Here is a 22,239-nt window from a genome sequence, read left to right as displayed (position 1 = left end):
CCGTGCGTTCCCGGTCAGCGGCCTTCGACGAGGCTCTTCGGGCGCAGGTCCGTCCAGTTGGTCTCGATGTACTCCAGGCATTCCTGGCGGGCGGCCGGGCCGTGGGCGACGGTCCAGCCGGCCGGGACGGCGACGAAGTCCGGCCACAGGCTGTGCTGGCCCTCGGCGTTGACCAGGACGGAGTAGACGCCGTCGGGGTTCTCGAAGGGGTTGCTGCTCATCGGGTGGTTTCCTTCCGTGTGACCAGGGCCTCAAGGGCCCGGAACCAGGTCTGCGCCAGATCCCGGACGGCCTCCTCGGTGAGGAGTTCGCCGGCGTAGGCCCAGTGGGCGCTCAGCTCGGGGCCGCCGGGGCGGTCCTCGGTGAGGGCGTTGAGGGTGAGGGCGTGGGACATCGGCATCCCGGGGTCGGCGTCGAGGTCGGCGGCGTCGCCCTCCGGCGCGTACGACCAGTCGGCGGCCTCGGGGACGTCGAAGCGGCCCATGTAGTTGAACTCGATCTGCGGCTCGGCGAGCCGGGCCAGCTCCGGACCGGTGACCGGGTTGAGGTACCGCAGCAGGCCGTGTCCGACGCCGCCGGTGGACAGGCCCGTCAGGTGCTCGCGGACGCGGGCGACTGCCTCGTCGGGGTCGGGGCCCGCCGGGCCCGGGTCGAGGCGGACCGGTACGACGCTGGTGAACCAGCCGATGGTGCGGGACAGGTCGGCGTTGCCGGCGAGTTCCTCCTCGCGGCCGTGGCCTTCGAGGTCGACGAGGACGGCGGTGCCGGGCTCCGCGCCGAGCAGGCGGGTCCGCCAGTCGGCGACGGCCTGCGCGAAGGCGGTCAGCAGCACGTCGTTGACGCTCGCGCCGTACGCTGCGGGCACGCGCCCGAGCAGCGGCCCGGTGACCTCGGCGGGCAGGGTCAGCGACAGGTAGCGGGTGCTCTCCACGGTGTCGCGTGCCGTGTCCAGCGGCCGGGCCAGCGGCAGGCCCGCGCCGTCCGCGAGGACCGAGGTCCACCGGGGCAGTTCGTCCTCGCGGGAGGGGTCGAGGGCGCGGGCGGTGAGAAGTTCGGACCAGCGGCGGAAGGAGACGTCCACGGGGGGCAGCTCCGGTGCGCGGCCCGCCGCGACGGCCGCCCAGGCGGTCTCGAGGTCGGGGAGCAGGATGCGCCAGGTCACGCCGTCGACGACGAGGTGGTGCAGGAGCACCAGCAGCCGTCCCGGACGTCCGGGCCCGGCGTCGAACCACACCGCGCGCACCATGTCGCCGGTGTCGGGGTCGAGTCCGGCGCGCGCGGTGACCGCGTGGGCGGAGATCGCCTCCCGCAGCGCGGTGTCGTCCGCGCCGGAGACGTCTGCGCGGGCGAGCCAGGACGCCACGTCGACGGTGCCCGGGGCGGGCACGCGCAGCGCCCACTGCTCGCCGCTGTCGCCCCTGTGGCACGGCTGGGTGCGGGTGCGTTCCAGGCGGGCGCGGAGCATGTCGTGCCGGTCGGCCACGGCGCGCAGGACCGCCAGCAGGCCGTCCTCGTCCAGGTCCGCCGGGGTCTGCAGGAAGGCGGCCTGGTGGTAGCCCCAGATGGGGCCGCCGCGCTCGCGCAGGGCGTGCATGATCGGGGTGAGCGGGACGAGACCGGTGCCGTCGTCGTGGGTGCGGACCAGCTCGTCGCCCGCGAGCGGGACGGCGACCTCGGCGAGCGAGGCCACGTCGCGGTGCTGGAACACCTGACGGGGGGTGATCCGCAGCCCTGCCGCCCGGGCCCGGCTGACGAACTGCATCGCGACGATGCTGTCGCCCCCGAGGGCGAAGAAGTCGTCGTCGGTGCCGACGGCCTCGGCGGGCAGTCCCAGTACCTCGGCGACGAGGCCGCACAGGGTGCGTTCGGTGTCGTTGCCGGGCCTGCGGCCGCCCGTGCCCGCGGTGAAGTCGGGGGCGGGCAGCGCCTTGCGGTCCAGCTTGCCGTTGGACAGCAGCGGCAGCCGCTCCAGGACGACCACGGCGGCCGGGACCATGTACTCCGGCAGGCCCGCCGCCACGTGGGCGCGCAGGGCGGCGGGGTCGGCGGTGCGGCCCCCGGCGGGGACGACGTAGCCGACCAGCTGCCGTACGCGGGGGCGGTCCTCGCGGGCGGTGACGACGACCTGGGCGACGGTGCCGTGCGCGGCGAGGGCGGTCTCGACCTCGGCGAGCTCGACCCGGTAGCCGCGGATCTTGACCTGGTCGTCGGAGCGGCCGGCGTACTCCAGCTGCCCTTCCTCCGTCGACCGCGCGAGGTCGCCGGTGCGGTACATCCGGGCGCCGGGCGGGCCGTACGGGTCGGCGACGAAGCGCTCGGCCGTCAGGTCGGGGCGGCCCAGGTAGCCGCGGGCGAGCCCGGCGCCGGACAGGTACAGCTCGCCGGTGACGCCGGGCGGGACCATGCGCAGCGAGCCGTCCAGGACGTAGGCCCGCGTGCCCCGCACGGCGCGGCCCACGACGGGCCGGTCGCTGTCGGCGACCCGCCCGACGAGGGCGTCGACGGTGGCCTCGGTGGGCCCGTACAGGTTGAAGGCCTCGGTGGACTCCAGCGCCGCCAGGCGCGACCAGAGGGCGTCCGGCACGGCCTCGCCGCCGACGCCGACCACCGCCAGCGGACAGTTCCCGTCGCGGATCAGTCCGGCTTCCGCCATCTGGGCGAGCAGCGACGGGGTGACCTCGATGAAGTCCAGCCCCTCGGCGCGGATCAGGGCGGCGAGCTGCTCCGCGTCGCGGCGCGTCTCGTCGTCCACGATGTGCAGCGCGTGCCCGTCCAGCAGCCACAGCTGCGGCTGCCAGGACGCGTCGAAGGAGAACGACCAGGCGTGGCCGACCCGCAGGTGGCGGCGCCCGGTCAGCTCCTTGGCGCGGTCGTGGAGGTCGTGGCGGTGGCTGTGGAAGAGGTTGGCGAGACTGCGCTGGGTGACGACGACGCCCTTGGGGCGGCCCGTCGAGCCCGAGGTGTAGATGACGTACGCCGGGTGGTCGGGGGCCGGTGCCTGCGGGGCCGCCTCGGGCAGCCCGTCGAGGGCGTCCAGGTGCAGCACCGGGACGCCGGTGTCCGGCAGGGACGCGGCGAGTTCCCGCGTGGTGAGGATCAGCCGCGGCGCCGCGTCGGCGAGCATGTCGAGCACGCGGTCGGCGGGCAGGTCGGGGTCGACGGGCAGGTAGGCGGCGCCCGCCGTCATGACGGCCAGGATCGCCGTGATGTGGTCGGCGGTACGGGGCAGCGCCAGCGCCACGATGCCCTCGGGGCGCGCGCCCGCGCCGGCCAGCACGCGGGCCAGCCGGTCGGTGCGTGCGGCCAGTTCGGCGAAGGTCCACGTCACGGACGGGTCGGTGACGGCGACCGCGTCCGGGGACGCGGCGGCCTGCGCCGCGAAGAGGGCGGGGACGGTGGCGTGGCCGGCCCGCGGGAGCAGGGCCGTGTCGTTCCAGGTCTCCAGCAGCAGGCGCCGGTCGGCGTCGCTGAGGATGTCGATGCGGCCGACGGCGGCGTCCGGGTCGGCGGCCATCGCCGACAGGACGGAGAGCATCGCCGAGGCGATGCGCCCGGCGGCGGCCGGGGTGAACAGGTCGGGGCGGAACTCGGCCGTCAGGCGCAGGCGTTCGTCGGGTTCGACGGCCCAGGCGAACGGGTAGTGCGTGGAGTCCTCGTGCTCGCGCACCGACAGGCGCAGGGCTGCCTCGTCGACGCCCCCCGTCTCCTCCGCCACCGGGTAGGACTCGAAGACCATCAGCGTGTCGAAGAGGTCGCCGAGCCCGGCGCCGCGCTGGATGTCGGCGAGGCCCAGGTGCTGGTGCGGCAGCAGGCGTGACTGCTCGTCCTGGAGGCGGTCCAGCAGGGCGCCGACCGGCTCCTGCGGGTGCAGCCGGACGCGTACGGGCACGGTGTTGATGAACAGGCCGATCATGGACTCGACGCCGTCCAGCTCCGGCGGACGGCCCGCGACCGTCGCGCCGAACACCACATCGTCGCGGCCGGTCAGCCGGGACAGCACGACCGACCAGGCGGCCTGCACGAGGGTGTTGACGGTGAGCCCGCGGCGCCGGGCGAGCGCGCCCAGCGCCCCCGTCAGCTCCTCGTCGGCCTCGACGGTGTGGGTGAGCGGCACGACCGGCGCCCGGCCTGCGTCGGCGGGCACCAGGTGGGTGGGCTCCTCCAGCGCGTCCAGGGCCGCGGCCCAGGCGGCCGCGGAGGCCGCCGTGTCCTGCGCGGCGAGCCAGCGCAGGTAGTCGCGGTAGGGGGCGCCGGCGGGCGGGGTGGCCCCGTCGTAGAGGGCGGTCAGCTCCGCCATCAGGCGGGGCACCGACCAGCCGTCGAGCAGCAGGTGCTGGTGGGACAGGACGAGGCGGTGGGCGCCCTCGCCCGTCCTGGCCAGCAGCAGCCGCAGCAGCGGCGGTTCGGCGGGGTCGAAGCGGCGGCGTTCCTGCAGCAGCAGACGCTCCCACTCCTGCCCGGCGTCCGGGACGGCGGTGAGGTCGACGTGGCGCCACGGCAGCGGCACCGAGCGCGGCACGACGGCCACCGGGCGGCCGGAGGACAAGTAGCGGAAGCCCGCGCGCAAGCTCTCGTGCCGGTCGAGCAGGGCCTGCCCGGCGGCGCGCAGCCGCTCGGGGTCGGGCTCGCCCTCGATGTCGTACGACACCTGGACGGTGTAGACATCGGGGCCCTGGTCGCCGGAGTCGAAGGAGGCGTGGAAGAGCAGGCCGGCCTGGAGCGGGGTGAGCGGCAGCAGCTCGGCCGCTCCGGCGCCGGGAAGTTCGGCGCGCTCGGCGTCGGTGAGGCCGGGCAGCAGCTCGTTGTCGTCGGCGGTGTCCTCGCGGACGGTGTCGACGGCGACGGCCGCCAGGCCCGCGGGGGTCTTGTGGCGGAAGACGTCGCGCGGCGTGATCGTCAGCCCGGCGGCGCGGGCCCGGACCACGAGCTGCATGGCGACGATGCTGTCGCCGCCGAGGGTGAAGAAGTCGTCGTCGGCGCCGACCCGTTCGAGGCCGAGGACGGCGGCGACGAGCTCGCACATGCGCTCCTCGCGCGGGGTGCGGGGCGCGGTCGCGGTGACCTGGGCGGCGAAGTCCGGCGCGGGCAGGGCCGCGCGGTCGAGCTTGCCGTTCGGCGTGAGCGGGAGCTCGTCCAGGACCACGAAGGCGGCGGGCACCATGTGCTCCGGCAGCGCGGCGGCCGCGTGGGCGCGCAGCGCCGCCGTGCCGGCGTCCCGTCCCGGGGCGGGGACGACGTACGCCACCAGGCGCTCGTCGCGCAGCAGGACGGTTGCCGAGGCGACCGCGGGATGCCCGGTCAGCACTCCCTCGATCTCGCCCGGTTCGACGCGGAAGCCGCGCAGCTTGACCTGGTCGTCGACGCGGCCCAGGTAGTCCAGCTCTCCCTCGCGCGTCCAGCGCGCCAGGTCGCCGGTGCGGTACATCCGGCTCCCTGGCTCCCCGTACGGGTCGGCGACGAACCCTTCGGCGGTCAGCCCGGGCCGGCCGAGGTAGCCGCGCGCCAGCTGCACGCCCGCGAGGTACAGCTCACCCGGCACGCCCGGGGGAACCGGGCGCAGCGAGGCGTCCAGCACATAGGTGCGGGTGTTCCACACCGGGCGGCCGATCGGGACGGCGGTGGCCCCCGGCGTGACGTGCCGGGCGGTGACGTCGACGGACGCCTCCGTGGGGCCGTACAGGTTGTGCAGCCCGGCCGTGCCCAGCACCTCGTGGAAACGGGCGGCGAGCGGGGCGGGCAGCGCCTCGCCGCTGCAGACCACACGGCGCAGCCCCGTGCAGCCGGCCGCGGCCGGCTCGTCGAGGAAGGCGCGCAGCATCGACGGCACGAAGTGCGCCGTGGTGACGCCGCTGTCCTGGATCAGCCTGGCGAGGTAGGCCGGGTCCTTGTGGCCCTCGGGGCGGGCCACGACGAGCGTCGCGCCGGTGATCAGCGGCCAGAAGAACTCCCAGACCGACACGTCGAAGCTCGACGGCGTCTTCTGCAGCACGCGGTCGTCGGCGGTCAGGCCGTAGGTGTCCTGCATCCACAGCAGGCGGTTGACGATGCCCTCCTGCGGTATGACGACGCCCTTGGGGCGGCCGGTCGAGCCGGAGGTGTAAATGACGTAGGCGGGCCGGCGCGGGTCGTACGCCTGCGGGAGCGGGCCGGTGGCGGCGTCCGCCGCCGCGGCGCCGTCGGCGTCGACCAGGAGGCGCGGCGCGTCGGTGTCCGGCAGGTCGACGCCGTCGGTGGTCACCACGCACACCGGACGGGCGTCGGCGAGCATGAACGCCAGCCGCTCCGCCGGGTAGTCGGTGTCGAGCGGCAGGTAGGCGCCGCCCGCGCGGTGGACGGCGAGCAGGGTGACGACCAGGGCCGCCGAACGCGGCAGCGCGACGGCCACCGTGGACTCCGGGCCGACGCCCGCGCCCGCGAGGACGTGGGCGAGGCGTTCGACGCGGGCCTCCAGCTCCGCGTACCCGACCGGGGTGTCCTCCACCAGCAGCGCGGGCGCGGACGGGGTCGCGGCGGCCTGGGCGCGGAACAGCTCGGGGAGGGTGAGGCCGGGCACGGCGTGGCCGGTGGCGTTCCACTCCCCCAGGACGCGGGTGCGTTCGTCGTCCTCCAGTACGTCCAGGTGCCCGACGGGCCGCTCGGGTGCGGCGGCGGCCTGCTCCAGCAGGCGTTCCATGCGGCGGGCGAGGAGTTCGGCGGTCGGCCGGTCGAAGAGGTCGGCGCTGTACTCGATCCAGCCCTGGATGCCGTTGCCCTCGCCCTGCTCGACGAAGTCGAAGCTGAGGTCGAACTTGGCGGTGTCCTGGCCGACCGGCTCCGGGCGTGCGGTGAGGCCCGGCAGCACGGGGGTGCCGGCGCGCTCGGCGAGATGGACGACCATCACCTGGAAGAGCGGGTGCCGGGCCAGCGAACGGCCCGGGTTGAGGGCTTCGACCAGCCGCTCGAAGGGCAGCTCCTGGTGCTCGTACGCGGCGAGGTCGGCCGTCCGGACGCGGCGCAGCAGCTCCGCGAAGCCGGGCTCGCCGGACAGGTCGGTGCGCAGCACGAGGGAGTTGACGAAGAAACCGACGAGGTCCTCCAGGCGCTCGTCCGCGCGTCCGGAGACGGGCGCGCCGAGCGGGATGTCCTCGCCCGCGCCGAGCCGGTGCAGCAGGGCGGCGACGGCGGCCTGGGAGACCATGAACATGCTGGCGCCCTCGCGGCGGGCGAGCGCGCGCAGGGCGCGTTCCAGCTCGGGCCGGATCGTGAAGCCCACGGTGCCGCCGGTGTGCGAGGACTCCTGGGGGCGCTGCCGGTCGGTGGGCAGCGCCAGTTCCTCGGGGAGGCCGCGCAGGGTCTCCGTCCAGTAGGCGAGCAGGCCGTCGCCGGAGTGCTCCAGCAGCTCGCGCTGCCAGAGCGTGTAGTCGGCGTAACTCACCGGCAGCGGCCCCCAGTCGGGGCCGTGGCCCGCGGCGCGCGCGGCGTAGGCGGTGCCGAGGTCGGCGAGCAGGGCCCGGTCGGACCACTCGTCGGTGGCGATGTGGTGCAGCACGAGCAGCAGCAGGTGCTCGTCAGGACCGGTCGCGGACAGGTGGGCGCGCAGCGGCAGTTCGCGTTCCAGGTCGAACGGCCGTACGGCGATCCGGGGCAGCTCGTCCGGGGCCGCGGTGCCGAGCGTCACGCGCGCCCGCTCCGGCGCCAGGACGTGCTGGTGGGGCACGCCGTCCACGGCCGGGAAGAGCGTGCGCAGGGTGGTGTGGCGGGCGACGAGGTCGTTCAGCGCCGCCTCCAGCGCGGCACGGTCCAGGGCGCCGGTCAGGCGCCAGGCGGCCGGGAGGTTGTACGAGGGGTCGGCGGCGTCGACCTGGTGCAGCAGCCACAGCCGGCACTGGGCCGAGGAGAGCGGCAGCCGCTCGGGCAGGGCGCGGCCCGCGGTCAGGGCCGGACGCTCCTGCGCGCCCTGACCGTCCAGCAGGGCGGCGAGCCGGGCGACGGTGGGCGCGTCGAAGACGGCGCGCAGCGTCACCCCGATACCGAGCGCGGTACGGATGCGGCTGATCAGGCGCATCGCGAGCAGCGAGTGGCCGCCGAGGACGAAGAAGTCGTCGTCGATGCCGACCCGTTCCAGGCCCAGCACGGCGGCGAACTGCTCGGCGAGCAGCTCTTCACGCGGGGTGCGGGGCAGCCGTCCGCCGACCGCCGACGACAGGTCGGGCGCGGGCAGCGCGGCCCGGTCCAGCTTGCCGTTGACGGTGCGCGGCAGCGCCGCCAGGTGCACGAACGCGGCGGGCACCATGTGCTCGGGCAGCGCGGCGGCGACACGGGCGCGCAGCGCGGCGGGGTCGGGCTCGTGGCCGGGATCGTGGCCGGGGGCGGGGACGACGTACGCGACGAGGCGCGGCACACCGGGGGTGTCCTCGCAGACGACGACGGCGGCCGTGGACACACCGGGATCGGCGGTGAGGACGGACTCGATCTCACCGGGCTCCACGCGGAAGCCGCGGATCTTGACCTGGTCGTCGGTACGGCCCAGGTACTCAAGGGTGCTGTCGGCCCGGCGTCGCGCCAGGTCGCCCGTGCGGTACATGCGCTCGCCGGGGGTGCCGTACGGGTCGGCCACGAACCGCTCGGCCGTCAGGTCCGGCCGGCCGAGGTAGCCGCGGGCCAGGCCCGCTCCGGCGAGGTAGAGCTCGCCTGGCACGCCGAGCGGTGCCGGGCGCAGCCGCTCGTCGAGGACGTACGCGCGGGTGTTGTCCAGCGGCGCCGCCCACTCCCGGGCCCCGCTGTGGCGTCCGTAGGCGTCGACGGAGGCCTCGGTGGGCCCGTACAGGTCGTGCACCTGGGTGCCGGGGAGCTCGGACAGCCGCTGCCACAGGGCGGGCGGGGTGGCCTCGCCGCCGACGGTGAGGACGGCGGGCGCGTAGCCGCCCGCGGCGAGGAAGCCGTGGTGGGTCAGCTCGCCCAGGTAGGTCGGGGTGAGGTCGACGTAGTCGGCTCCGGTCTCCGCCAGGTGCGCGAGGAGCGCGGCCGGTTCCGTCATCGTGGTCTCGTCCACGACGTGCAGTTCGTGGCCCGCCAGCAGCCACAGCAGCGGGTCCCAGGAGGCGTCGAAGCTGAACGAGGCGGTGTGCGCGGCCTTCAGGACGTCGCGGCCGGTGGCACGGACCGCCGGTTCGACCATGTCGCGCAGGTGGGCGCCGAAGAGGTTGGACAGGCCCCGGTGGGTGCCGACGACGCCCTTGGGGGTACCGGTGGAGCCGGAGGTGTAGATGGTGTATGCGGCCCCCAGCGCCGGGTACCCGGCCGGGCGTGCGAACTCGGCTTCGGGCAGCGGCCCGTCGAGCAGCAGCCGCGCGACGCCCGGCGTTGCCGGAAGGCGTTCGGCGAGGTCGGCGGTGGTGAGCAGGCAGACCGGGCCCGCGTCGCGGAGCATGAACTCCAGCCGGTCGGCGGGCAGGGCGGGATCGAGCGGCAGGTAGGCGGCGCCCGAGGCGAGCACGCCGAGGATCGCCGGGACCATGGCGTGCCGCGGCAGCGCGAGGGCCACCACCGTGCCCTCGGCCGCGCCGTGCGCACGGACCAGGCCGGCCAGGGCGCCGACCCGGTCGCCCAGTTCGGCGAAGGTCAGCGTGCCGGGGGCGGTCACCACGGCCGTCCGCTCCGGGTGGGCCCGGACGGTGTCGGCGAGGATCTCGGGCACCGCCCGGGTCTCCGCGCCGTGCCGCGCGGTGTCGTTCCAGGCGACGGCGGCGGCCTCGTGCTCGGCGGGCGTGAGCAGGTCGAACTCCGCCAGCGGGAGGTCCGGGTGGGCCGCGGCCTGCCGCAGCAGCAGGACCAGCCGGGCGACGAGCAGCGCGGCGGTGGCCTCGTCGGCCAGGTCGGTCGCGTACTCCAGCAGCAGAGCCAGCGGGTGTGCCTCGCCGTGGTCGACGAAGGTGAAGTCGAGGTCGAACTTGGCCGTGCCGGTGTCCATGTCGAACCACTCGGTGGGCAGCCCGAAGACGTCGGGGTCGCCGTCCGGGCGGTGGTGGTAGCCCAGCATCACCTGGAACAGTGGGTTGCGGCCCGCCGCGCGCGGCGGGTTCACCGCCTCCACGACCCGGTCGAAGGGCATGTCCTGGTGCTCGAAGGCTTCCAGAGCCGACTCGCGTACCCGGCCCAGCAATTGACGGAACGTCAGCGTGTCGCCGGACAGGTCGGTGCGCAGCACGAGGGTGTTGACGAAGAAGCCGACGAGGTCGTCGAGGCCGCTGTCGGTACGGCCGGCGATGGGCGCGCCGAGCGGGACGTCCTCGCCCGCGCCGAGCCGGTGCAGCAGCGCGGCGGTCGCGGCCTGGAACAGCATGAACATGCTGGTGCCGGTCGCGGTGGACAGCTCCCGCAGTTCCCGGCCCAGTTCCACGGGCACCTCACCGTGCACGATCGCGCCGGCGCCGGTGGGCGCGGCGGGACGCGGCCGGTCGAGCGGCAGCGCCAGCTCCTCGGGCAGGTCGCGCAACCGCTCGGTCCAGTAGGCGAGCTGTGTGTCACCGACGGTGCCGAGCAGGCGCTCCTGCCAGAGGGTGTAGTCCGCGTACTGGACGGGCAGCGGCTGCCAGGCCGGGGCGGAGCCCGCGGCGCGGGCGGTGTAGGCGGCGGTCAGGTCCGCCATGAAGGGGCGGTCGGACCACTCGTCGGTGGTGATGTGGTGCAGTACGACGGCCACCACGTGGTCGTCGGCGCCGACCCGGAACACCTCGCAGCGCAGCGGCAGTTCCGTCGCCAGGTCGAAGGGGCGGCGCTGAGCGGCCTCGATCAGCCCCGGGAGCTCGGACCCGGCGCAGTCGGCGACGCTGAACCCGGGCAGCGCCTCGGCGGCGGGGACGATCCGCTGGTACGGCTCGCCGTCCTGCTCGCCGATCAGGGTGCGCAGCGCCTCGTGGCGCCCCGCGACATCGCCCAGGGCCCGGCGCAGGGCGTCGGTGTTCAGGGCGCCGCGCAGCCGGAACACGAGCGGGAAGTTGTACGCGGCGCCGCCGCCGGTGAGGCGTTCCACCAGCCACAGGCGGCGCTGCGCGGCGGAGAGCGGGACGAGGGCGGGCCGTTCGGCGGCCGCGGTGAGCGCGGGGCGGGCGGGCCGTCCGGCGTCGGCGCGCTCCGCGAGCCGGGCGGGCGTCGGGGCCTCGAAGAGGTCGCGGATGGCGAGTTCGGCGCCGAGCTCGGTGCGGGCCCGGCTGACCAGGCGGGTGGCGAGCAGCGAGTGGCCGCCCAGGTCGAAGAAGTCGTCCTCGGCGCCCACCGACGGCAGGGCCAGCACCTCGGCGAACAGACGGCACAGCACCTCTTCCTGCGGGGTGCGCGGTCCGCGTCCGCCGCCGAGGGCCACGGCCGGCTCGGCGTCGGGCAGCGCCCGCACGTCGAGCTTGCCGTTGGCGTTCATCGGCAGCCGGTCGAGGGTGACGAAGGCGGCCGGGACCATGTACTCGGGCAGTTCGCGCTTCAGGTCCTCGCGCAGCACGCGGACCAGGGCGCTCGCGTCGCGGCCCGCCGCCGGGTCGTTGGCGTACGGGGCGCTGCCGCCGCCCGGCCGGTACAGGCCGGCGGTCGTGCCGGTGGTGCCGGCCGGGACGAGGACGGCCTCGTAGGTGCCGGCTTCGGCACCCCACGTCGTGAGCACGCGGCAGCCGAGGTCGGCGGCCAGTTCGTGCAGGGTCTCCGGGTCGACGCCGTCCGGACGGACGCGGCCGTCCGGCACACCGGTGAGGCGCAGCCGTTCGGGCCGCTCCCCGCGCAGCCGCTCGGCAAGACCGGGCGACCACGCCGCCACGGACTCATCGCCCAGCCGCACGGAGGCCTCGCCGCGGTAGAGCACGGCGTCGTAGCGGTGCCGGGTCAGCTCGTTGTGGTGGCGTCCGCGCTTGGTGCGCAGGTCGAGGCCGTAGCCGAGGTGCGCGAAGAAGTCGGGGTCGACCAGGAGTTCCTTCTCCAGGCGCAGGCCGCGTTCCACGGCCCGCTCGAACTCCGCTCCGCCGGTGCCCCGGGCGCGCTGGATCTCGGTGTGGAAGGTGCGGGCGAGCCGCAGGTTGCGGACGTCGCCGACGAAGAGCGCGCCGCCGGGGACGAGCAGCTCCATGGCTCCGCGCACGACCGACTCCAGGTAGGCCACGCTGGGGAAGTACTGGATGACGGAGTTGATGACGATCGTGTCGAAGTACCCGATGGGCAGCCCCTGCAGGTCGTCGGCGGGACGGCAGCGCAGCTCCACCTTGGCGGCGAGCTCCGGGTCCCGCCGCAGCTCCTCGCCGATCTTGCGGATGACGGGGGCGGCGAAGTCGGTGGCCCAGTAAGCCTCGGCTTCCGGGGCCAGCCGGGACAGCAGCAGGCCGGAGCCGACGCCGATCTCCAGGACGCGGCGCGGGCGCAGTTCGCGGATGCGGGCGAGGGTGGCCTCGCGCCACTCGTGCATGTCGTCGAAGGGGATGGGCCGCCCGTCGTAGGAGCTGTCCCAGCCCGCGTACTCCTCGGTGAAGACGGCGGTGGAGATCTCCTCGTACTCGTCGGAGTAGATCTCCTGCCACTCGCCGACCTGGGCGCGCTCGGTGGACTCGCGTTCGGCGGCCTCGGCGGGGGCGGGGACGACGTAGCCGATCAGCCGGTCGTCGCGGACGACGACGGCGGCCTGCGAGACGCGCGGGTGGCGGCTGAGGGCGGTCTCGATCTCGCCGGGCTCGACGCGGTAGCCGCGGATCTTGACCTGGTCGTCGGTACGGCCAAGGAAGTCCAGGTTGCCATCGGCATTGCGCCGCACCAGGTCGCCCGTGCGGTACATCCGCTCGCCGGGCTCGCCGAAGGGGTCGGCGACGAACCGCTCGGCGGTCAGGCCGGGCCGGTCCAGGTAGCCGCGGGCCAGGCCGACACCCGCGATGTACAGCTCGCCGGGGACGCCGTCGGGCACCGGGCGCAGCCAGGCGTCGAGGATGTGGGCGCGGGTGCCGCGGATGGGGCGGCCGACAGTGGGCGTGGCGCTGTCGTGGGTGCCGCCGCCGAGGGTGTTGATGGTGTACTCGGTCGGGCCGTACAGGTTGTAGCCGTAACTCCCCGGGGTGTCGCGCAGCCGCGTCCAGACCGTCTCGGGGACGGCTTCGCCGCCGAGCAGCACCAGCGGCGGGACGTGCCCTTCGAGCAGGCCCTCCTCGATGAGCAGCCGGGCGTAGGTCGGAGTGACGTTGACGACGTCGATGCGGTGCCGCTCGCAGTAGGCGGTCAGCGCGTGGGCGTCACGCCGCAGCTCCTCGTCGCAGACGTGCACTTCGTGACCCTCGACGAGCCACAGCAGCTCCTCCCACGACATGTCGAAGGCGAAGGAGACGGTGTGCGCGACGCGCAGCCGCCGGCCCCCCGCCGCGGCGATCGCCGGCTCGAAGATCTCCTTCTGGTGGTTGAGCTGCATGTTCGTAAGGCCCCGGTAGGGGGTGACGACGCCCTTGGGGCGGCCGGTGGAGCCCGAGGTGTAGATGACGTACGCGGGGTGCTCCAGGCTGAAGTCCGCGACGACCGGGGCGTCGGACAGCTCCGCCAGCTCGTCGGCGACGGCCGGGTCGTCGAGCAGGACCCGCGGGGTGCCGGCGTCCAGGGTGGCCGAGACGGCCGCGTGGGTCAGGAGCAGCAGGGGCCGGGCGTCCTCCAGCATCAGGGAGAGCCGGTCGGCCGGGTGGTCCAGCTCCAGCGGCAGGTAGGCGGCGCCGGTCCGCAGCACCGCGAAGAGGGCCACGACCATCTCCGCGGAGCGGGGCAGGCCGAGCGCGACGACCTTCTCCGGGCCCGCGCCGCGGGCGAGCAGCAGCCGGGCGGTGCGGTTCACGGCGGCGTCGAGTCCGGCGTAGGTGAGGGTGCGCTCGCCGAAGACGAGGGCGGTGGCGTCCGGGGTGCGGGCGGCCTGCGCGGCGAGGAGGTCGGCGATGGTCTCGGTGGGCTCCGGGACCCGGCTGCCGGTCCACTCCCGCTCCAGGGCCGCGTGTTCGGCGGGCAGCAGCGGGTCGAGACGGCCGACGGGGGCCGTCAGGTCCTGCGCCATGCCCTCCAGCAGGACGGTGAAGCGGTCCAGCAGCGCGCGGGCGGCCTCGTGCGGGACGACGTCGGGCCGGTGCGCGAGGGTGACCAGGACGCGCTGCCCCGGCGTCACGATCAGGTTGACGGGGTAGTGCGTGGCGTCGGCGTTGGCGACGGCGGTGGCGCCGTGCTCGGCGCGCAGCCGCTCCAGCCGGTCCTCGGTGTCGTTGTTGCGCAGCACGAAGAGGGTGTCGAACAGCCGCCGGTGTCCGGTCTCGGCCTGCAGCACACCCAGGCCCAGGTACTCGTACGGCATCAGTTCCAGGCGCTCGCCCTGGATGCGCCGCAGCAGGTCGAGGACGGGTTCCGCCGGGTCGAGGGCGACGCGGGCGGGCACCGTGTTGAGGAACATGCCGATGACGTTCTCCACGTCCGGCACCTCGGCCGGCCGGCCCGCGACGGTCGTGCCGAACACGACGTCGGTGCGGCCGGTCGCCGAGGCCAGGGTCACGCCCCAGGCGGCGTTGAGCACCGTGTTGAGGGTGAGGCCGTGGGCGCGGGCCCGCTCGCGCAGCGAGTCGCCGAGCTCCGCGGGGAGCAGAGCGTCCAACTGCTCGGGGATGACGGGTTCCAGGCCCGCGTCGGCAACGGCCGGCACGAGCAGGGTGGGCTCCTCCAGGCCGGCCAGCGCGGCGCGCCAGGCGGCGGTCGCGGCGGCGTCGTCCTGGGTGCCGAGCCAGGCCAGGTAGTCCCCGTACGAGCCGGGGCGCGGCAGGCTGGTGTCGTCCCCGCCGGTCGCGTAGAGGGCGAAGAGCTGGTCGAGGAAGAGCCAGGCGGACCAGCCGTCCCACAGGATCAGGTGGCGGCCGATGACGAGGCGGTCGCCGAGCTCCGCGCCGCGGCGTACGAGCAGCATGCGGAACAGGGGCGGCGCGGACAGGTCGAAGCGGCGGGTGCGCTCCTCGTCCATCAGGGCGCGCAGCCGCGCCTCCTGCTCGGCGGCGGGCAGCGCCGACAGGTCGACCGTCTCCAGCGGCACTTCGGGCTCGGCGACGATGAACTGCACGGGCTGGCGCAGCCCGTCGCTGGTGAACCCGGCGCGGAGCCCCGGGTTGCGGTCGAGCAGGGTGCGGGCGGCGGCGCGCAGCCGGTCCTCGTCCAGGCGCTCGGCGAAATCGAAGGTCTCGTGGACGGTGTAGACGTCCAGGGCGCCGTCGTCGTAGGCGGAGTGGAAGAACAGGCCTTCCTGGAGCGGGGCGAGCGGCCAGATCCCGGCGACCGCTCCCCCGGCGGTGCGGTGGACGCGCTCGGTCTCCCCGGGCGTCAGCTCGGGGCGGACCGGCCCGGTGCGCTCCACGGCGGCGGCGCCGGTGCGGGCGGCCAGGGCGAGGGCGGCGGGGGTGCGGTGCTCGAAGACGTCGCGCGGGGTCAGTTCGAGACCGGCGGCGCGGGCGCGGCTGGCGACGCCTATGGAGCTGATGCTGTCGCCGCCGAGGAGGAAGAAGTCGTCGTCGGGGCCGGCGTCCGGCAGGCCGAGGACGGCCGCGAAGACCTCCGTCAGCGTGCGCTCGCGGCCGGTGCGCGGAGCGCGGGCGGGGGCGCGCTCGGCCTCGGCCGCGGGCAGCGCGGCGCGGTCCAGCTTGCCGCTGGGGGTCAGCGGCAGCGCGTCCAGCACGACGAAGGCGTCCGGGACGAGCGGCGCGGGCAGCAGCTCGGCCACGGCGGCGCGCAGGGCGGCGGTGTCCGGGCGGGAGTCGCGCGTCGGGACGACGTACGCCACGAGGCGCTGCTCGCGGACGGTCACCGCGGCCTGGGCGACCTCCGGGAGCCGGACGAGGGCGGCCTCGGTCTCGCCGGGCTCGATGCGGTTGCCGCGCAGCTTGACCTGGCGGTCGGTGCGGCCCAGGTACTCCACGACACCTCCCCCGGCCTCCGGCCGGGGGGACCCCCAACGCCGGCGCACGAGGTCGCCGGTGCGGTACATCCGCTCGCCGGGCGCGCCGTACGGGTCGGCGACGAAATGCTCGGCGGTGAGCGCGGAGCGGCCGTGGTAGCCGCGGGCGAGCTGCACACCGGTCAGGTAGAGCTCGCCGGGCACGCCGTCCGGCACCGGGCGCAGGCAGGCGTCCAGCACGCGCAGGCCCGTGTTCCACACCGGGCGACCGATGGGCACGGTGGTGTCCGGGGCGCCGTCGAAGGCGTGGTGGGTGACGTCGACGGCGGCCTCGGTGGGCCCGTAGAGGTTGTGCAGCGGCACCCCGGTGAGCGCCTGCCAGCGCGCGGCGGCGGCGCCGGGCAGGGCCTCGCCGCTGCTGAGCACGCGGCGCAGGCTCGCCGCCCACGAGGCGTCGGCGGTCACCTCCGGCGTGCTGAGGAACGCCTCCAGCATGGAGGGCACGAAGTGCAGGGTGGTGACGCCCTGTTCGCGGACGAGCCCGGCGAGGTAGGCCGGGTCGCGGTGCCCGTCGGGCCGGGCGAGGACGACGGCGGCGCCCTCGCACAGCGGCCAGAAGAACTCCCACACACTGACGTCGAAGCTGGACGGGGTCTTCTGCAGGACGCGGTCGTCGGCCGTCAGGCCGTACTCGCCCTGCGTCCACGCGAGGCGGTTGACCACGGCGCGGTGGGTGACGACCACGCCCTTGGGGCGGCCGGTGGAGCCGGAAGTGTAGATAAGGTACGCCGGGTCGTCGGGCCGGGCCGCCGCACCGGCACCGTTCCCCTGGGCATCTTCGGCGGGGGCGTCGACCAGCAGCGGCGTCAGGCCCTCCACGGCGGGCAGCCGCGGGGCGTCGGCCGCCGTGGTGACGACGGTGGTGGCGCCGGAGTCGGCGAGCATGTAGGCGACGCGCTCGGCGGGGTAGTCCAGGTCGACAGGCAGGTAGGCCGCGCCGGACTTGAGGACGCCGAGCAGCGCCACCATGAGGTCCGCCGAGCGGGGGACGGCGACGGCGACGAAGCCCTCCGGTCCGGCGCCGCGGGCGCGCAGCCGCGCGGCCAGCGCCTCGGCGCGCGCGTCGAGTTCGGCGAACGTCAGGGTGGTGTCGCCGTACACGACGGCGGTCGCGCCGGGGGTACGGGCGGTCTGCGCGGCGATGGCGGCGGGCAGTGTCGTGGCCGGGACGTCGCGGACGGCGCCGTCGAGGTGGGCGGTGGCGTGCTCGTGCGGGGTGAGCAGGTCGACGGAGCCGACCGGGCGGCCGGGATCGTCGGCGATGGCTTCCAGCAGCAGCGTGAGCCGGTCGCCGAGGGCGCGGACGGCCTCGGCGTCGATCCGGCGCGCGTGGTGCTTGAGCCGCAGGTCCATGCGGCGGCCGGGCTTCACGATGAGCGCGAGCGGATAGTGCACGGTGTCGTGGAAGGCGTGGCCGCTGACGCGTACGGTGCCCGAGGGGTCGGCGAGGCCGGTCTCGGCGGGGTAGTTCTCGAAGACGACGAGGGTGTCGAAGAGTTCGCCGCCGCCCGCGTGCCCGGCGGCCCGCTGGATCTCGGCGAGGCCGAGGTGCTGGTGGTCGAGCAGGGTGCTCTGCTCGTCCTGGAGGCGGCGCAGCAGCGTGCCGAGGCCGGCGGCCGGGTCCCAGGCGAGCCGGGTCGGCAGGGTGTTGATGAACAGGCCGACCATGGAGTCGATGCCGTCGACGGCGGCGTCGCGGCCGGAGACGGTGGTGCCGAAGACGACGTCCTGCTGTCCGGTCAGCCGGCCCAGCAGCAGGCCCCAGGCGCCCTGCACGACGGTGCCGAGGGTGACGCCGAGCTCGCGGGCACGGGCCGCGAGGCGGGCCGTGACGCGCTCGGAGAGCTCCACGCGGACCTGTGCGGGCTCGACCGGGCCGCCGTCGGCGGGCGCGTCCACCAGACGCGTGGGGCCTTCGAGATCCGCGAGCGCGGTACGCCACGCGGCGCGGGCGGCGTCCCGGTCGGCGGCGGCGATACGCCGCAGGTAGCCGGCGTACGCGGGCACCGCGGGCAGCGGCGCCGGGTCGTCCGCGTACAGGGCCATCAGCTCGCGGTGGAGGACGGGCAGCGACCAGCCGTCCGCGACGATGTGGTGGAACGTCAGCAGCAGGCGGCTGCGGTCCGCGCCCAGGCGGACGAGCGCGCAGCGCAGCAGCGGCGGCCGCGCGAGGTCGAACAGCCGGGACCGCTCGTCGGCGGCGACGGCGTCCGCGAGGCCGCGGCGCACGCCGTCCTCCTGCGCGGACAGGTCGACCTCGCGCCAGGGCAGCACGGCGCCACTGGTGACGACCTGGACGGGCCGGCCGTCGGGGAGCTGGCGGAAGCAGGCGCGCAGCGGGGCGTGCCGCTCCAGGAGACGTTCCATGGCGCGCCGCAGGGCGGCGCCGTCGACCGGTCCTGACAGCTCCACGGCCTGCTGCACGACGTAGGCGTCGTGGTCGGCGCCGTCGACGAGGGCGTGGAAGAAGAAGCCCTCCTGCAGCGGGCCGAGCGGCAGCACCTCGTCGACGGTGACCGCGAGTTCGCCGCGCAGCGCGGCCAGTTCGGCGTCCGTCAGGGACAGCAGGGGCGCGGCCTGCTCCTCCGCGGTGGCGTCGTCCGGGCCGCCCTCCTGGGCGACTTCGGCGAGCGCGGCGACGGTGCGGTGCCGGAAGACCTCGCGCGGGGTGAGGCGCAGGCCGGCGCGGCGGGCGAGGACGAGCAGCTGGATCGCCACGATGCTGTCGCCGCCGAGCGCGAAGAAGTCGTCGTCGATCGTGACGGTCCGCACACCGAGGGCCTGCGCGTACAGGGCGCACAGCAGCTCCTCGCGGGCGTCGCGCGGGGCGCGGCCCGAGCTGAGGGCGGCGTAGTCGGGGACGGGCAGGGCGGCGCCGTCGAGCTTGCCGCTGGGCGTCACCGGCAGTCGGTCCAGGGGCACGAGCGCCGCGGGGACCATGTATTCCGGCAGGAATGCGGCGGCGTGCGCGCGCAGCGTGCGCATCAGCGCGGTGACGTCGCGGAAGGGGGCGGGCCGGTTGGCGAGCGGGCGGCCGCCGCCGGGCCGGTACAGCGGGCCCGGGTCGGCGCCCTCTGTGGTGAAGACGGCGTCGACGCTGCCGTCGTCGGCGTCCCCGGTCCAGGTCAGGGCGGCGGACAGGCCGTGCCGCGCGGCGAGTTCGTGCAGCGATTCAGGATCGACGCTGCCGGCGCCGTCGGCGCCGGGGCGGCTGCTGTCGTCGAGGACGGCGAGGGCGTCGAGGTCCTCGGTGAGGCGGGCGTTGGGCACGGCGGTGACGCGCAGCCGCTCCGGGCGCGCGGCGAGCCGGGCGTCCAGGGCGTCGAGGCCGCCGAGGGCCGCCCATGCGATCTCGTCACTCGTGTCCGGTTCCACCGAGGTGGGTGCCGGGCGCAGTTCGACGTCGTAGCGGTAGCGGGTCAGCTCGTTGTGGTGGACGCCGCGCTTGACGCGCACCTGGGCGGCGAAACCGTCGAGGCCCGTGAACCAGTCCGGGTCGACGAGGAGTTCGCCCTCCCACGCCACCGAGCGGTCGACGGCGGCGCGCAACGCCTCCTTGTCGGCGGCGTCACCGGCGGCGCCCTCGTCGCCGGCACCGCGGCGGCTCTCCACGGCGGCGCGCAGGGTGCGCAGCAGCCGCAGGTTGCGCACGTCGCCGACGAAGATCGCACCACTGGGGGCGAGCAGCGCGGCGGCCTTGCGCAGCACGTCCTGGAGGTAGTCGGCGCCCGGGAAGTACTGGGCGACGGAGTTGATGACGACGACGTCGAAGTGGCCCGCGGGCAGTCCGGTGGTGTCGTGCGCGGGGCGGGCCGACAGCTCGACGCGCCCGGCGAGTTCCGGTACGTCGCGGATCTGGGCGCGCAGCGCGGCGACGGCCTCCTCGGAGACGTCGGTGCCCCAGTACGCCTCGCAGCCGGGGGCCAGGCGGGACAGCAGCAGGCCGCTGCCGACGCCGATCTCCAGGACGCGGCGCGGCGCGAGCGCGGCGATGCGCTCGATGGTGGCCGTCCGCCACTCGCGCATGTCGGCGAGCGGGATGGGCAGCCCGTCGTACATGCTGTTCCAGCCGGCGAAGTTCTCCCGGAAGCCCTCGGAACCCGCGGCGGAGTACAGGAGTTCGTGCAGGTCCTTCCACTCGGCGACCTCGGCGTCGCCGTCGAGCGACGGCACGACGTAGGCGGCCAGCCGCCGGTCGCCGGGCCGGTCCTCGCGGACGACGACGGCTGCCTGGGCGACGCCGGGGTGGGCGCGCAGCACGGACTCGATCTCGCCGGGCTCGATGCGGAAGCCGCGGATCTTGACCTGGCTGTCGACGCGGCCGAGGAACTCCATCCGCCCGTCGGACTTCCAGCGCACGAGGTCGCCGGTGCGGTACAGCCGCTCCCCCGGCTCGCCGAAGGGGTCGGCGACGAAGCGCTCGGCCGTCAGGTCGGGCCGCCCGAGGTAGCCGCGGGCCAGCCCGGCGCCGCCGAGGTAGAGCTCTCCCGCGACACCGGCGGGGACCGGCCGCAGCCGGGCGTCGAGGACGTAGGCGCGGGTGCCGGGGTCGGGCACGCCGATGGGCACGATGGTGCCGGCCGGGGTGTCGGGATCGCACAGGCCGAGCGTGGAGTTGGTGGTCGCCTCGGTCGGGCCGTAGGCGTTGAACATCATGCGGCCGCGCGCGTAGCGGCCGACGAGTTCGGGCGAGACGCGCTCGGTGCCGGCGAGCAGCGTGGCCTCCGCGGGCAGGTGCACGTCGTCGGGCATGGCGGCGAGCAGCGCGGGCGGCAGGATCATGAAGGTGACGCCGTGGGCGTTCGCGTAGTCGGCCAGCGGCGGGCCGGGGACGCGTCGTTCGGAGGGTACGACGACGAGCCGTCCGCCGGAGAGCAGGCCGAGGCACAGGTCCCAGAAGGCGACGTCGAAGCTCGGGGAGGCGAACTGCAGCACCCGGCTGTGGGGGCCGATGCCGAAGCGCTCGCTCTGGGTGGCCACGAGCTTGGCGACGCCGGCGTGGGAGAGGACGACACCCTTGGGCCGGCCGGTGGAGCCGGAGGTGTAGATGACGTACGCGGCGTTCGCGACCGTCAGCCGGCCGCCGGACTCGGGGTCGTGGGCCGGCAGCCCGGCGAGCTCGGCGACGGTGTCCGGGGCGTCCAAGAGCAGCGTGGGCACCTCGCCGGGCAGGTCGGCGGCGACCTCGGCGGTGGTGACGAGGCACACCGGCGTGGCGTCGGCGAGCATGTAGGCGACGCGGTCGGCGGGGTAGTCGGTGTCGACCGGCAGGTAGGCGGCGCCGGACTTGAGCACCGCGACCTCGGCGACGATCAGCTCGGCCGAGCGTGGCACGGCCAGTGCCACCACCGTCTCGGGGCCGGCGCCCCGGGCGACGAGGGCGTGGGCCAGCCGGTTGGCGCGGGCGTCGAGTTCGGCGTAGGTGAGGCGGACGTCCTCGAAGACCAGGGCGGTCTCGTCGGGCCGGGTGCGGACCTGCTCGGCGAACAGGGCGGGCCAGGTGGCGAGCGGCACGTCGTGGCCGGTGTCGTTCCACTCGTGGAGGACGCGGTGCCGCTCCGGCCCGTCGAGGGTTGCGAGGTCGCCGACGACGCGGTCGGGGTGCGCGGTGGCGTCGGCGAGGAGGGTGGCGTAGTGGCCGAGGATCCGGTCGACGGTGGCGGCCTCGAAGAGGCCGGGGTGGTAGGCGGCGTGGATCTCGCCGGACACCACCCGCAGTTCGAGGTCGAGGGGGCCGCCCGCCCAGTCACCGGCGGCGAAGCCGGTGTTGCAGAGCAGACCGCCACCGCGGGTCGCCGCGGCGCCCAGCTCGGCGGCGAGCACGGTGGCCGGGACGCGGTGGGCGTGGGCCCGCTCCGCGGCGTCGGCCACCTGCGCGGTGAGCCCGGCGAAGGTGGTGTCGGCGGTGAGCGCGACGCGCAGCGGCACGCCGTCGTGGGCGAGGACGAGGTCGGTGGCCCCGCCGCCGTAGTAGTGGAGCAGGGCGACGTACGCCGCGAGGTGCCGTTCCTGACCCGCGGCCGTGCCGGGCAGGGCACGGGAGCGCACCGCGGCCGGTCCCGCGGGACGCTGCGGATAGGGGAAGTCGACGGGGAGAACGGTCTCCTGTGCGAGCGGAATCAGCCGCTCGCGCCAGAAGTCCCTTGCCGCCATCGCCAGTTCTTCGTTACCCGACACCGGTGCCCGTGCCTTCCCTTATGTGCGGAATCGACTCGACCGAGCCGCGACCGCTCGCCATATTAAGGTAAGCATTACCTAACTTGATAGACCTCCCCGGCGGG

General features: G+C 75.3%; 2 protein-coding genes. Both read right to left on the bottom strand.

Going from position 1 to position 22,239, the window contains the following annotated elements; genetic code table 11:
• Positions 1-14: 14 nt before the first annotated feature.
• Positions 15-221 carry an MbtH family protein gene (locus PV410_RS09555; RefSeq protein WP_500323618.1) on the bottom strand — a complete coding sequence of 69 codons (207 nt, stop codon included), beginning with the start codon at positions 219-221 and terminating at the stop codon, positions 15-17.
• Complete coding sequence (locus tag PV410_RS09550) at positions 218-22,111, bottom strand: non-ribosomal peptide synthase/polyketide synthase (RefSeq protein ID WP_500323713.1); 21,894 nt, start codon at positions 22,109-22,111, stop codon at positions 218-220. The genes PV410_RS09555 and PV410_RS09550 overlap by 4 nt, the downstream gene beginning before the upstream one ends.
• Positions 22,112-22,239: the final 128 nt, after the last annotated feature.

Origin of the sequence: Streptomyces sp. PA03-5A, assembly GCF_033792725.1 — a bacterium.
In the GTDB taxonomy this organism is placed as follows: domain Bacteria; phylum Actinomycetota; class Actinomycetes; order Streptomycetales; family Streptomycetaceae; genus Actinacidiphila.
Note: the sequence above shows the minus strand (reverse complement) of the source record. Positions and strands in the feature narration are given on the sequence as shown.

Excerpts from the sequence above, each read along its gene's own strand:
- PV410_RS09555 (WP_500323618.1), bottom strand. The coding sequence starts at position 221 with ATGAGCAGCAACCCCTTCGAGAACCCCGACGGCGTCTACTCCGTCCTG.
- PV410_RS09550 (WP_500323713.1), bottom strand. The coding sequence starts at position 22,111 with ATGGCGGCAAGGGACTTCTGGCGCGAGCGGCTGATTCCGCTCGCACAG.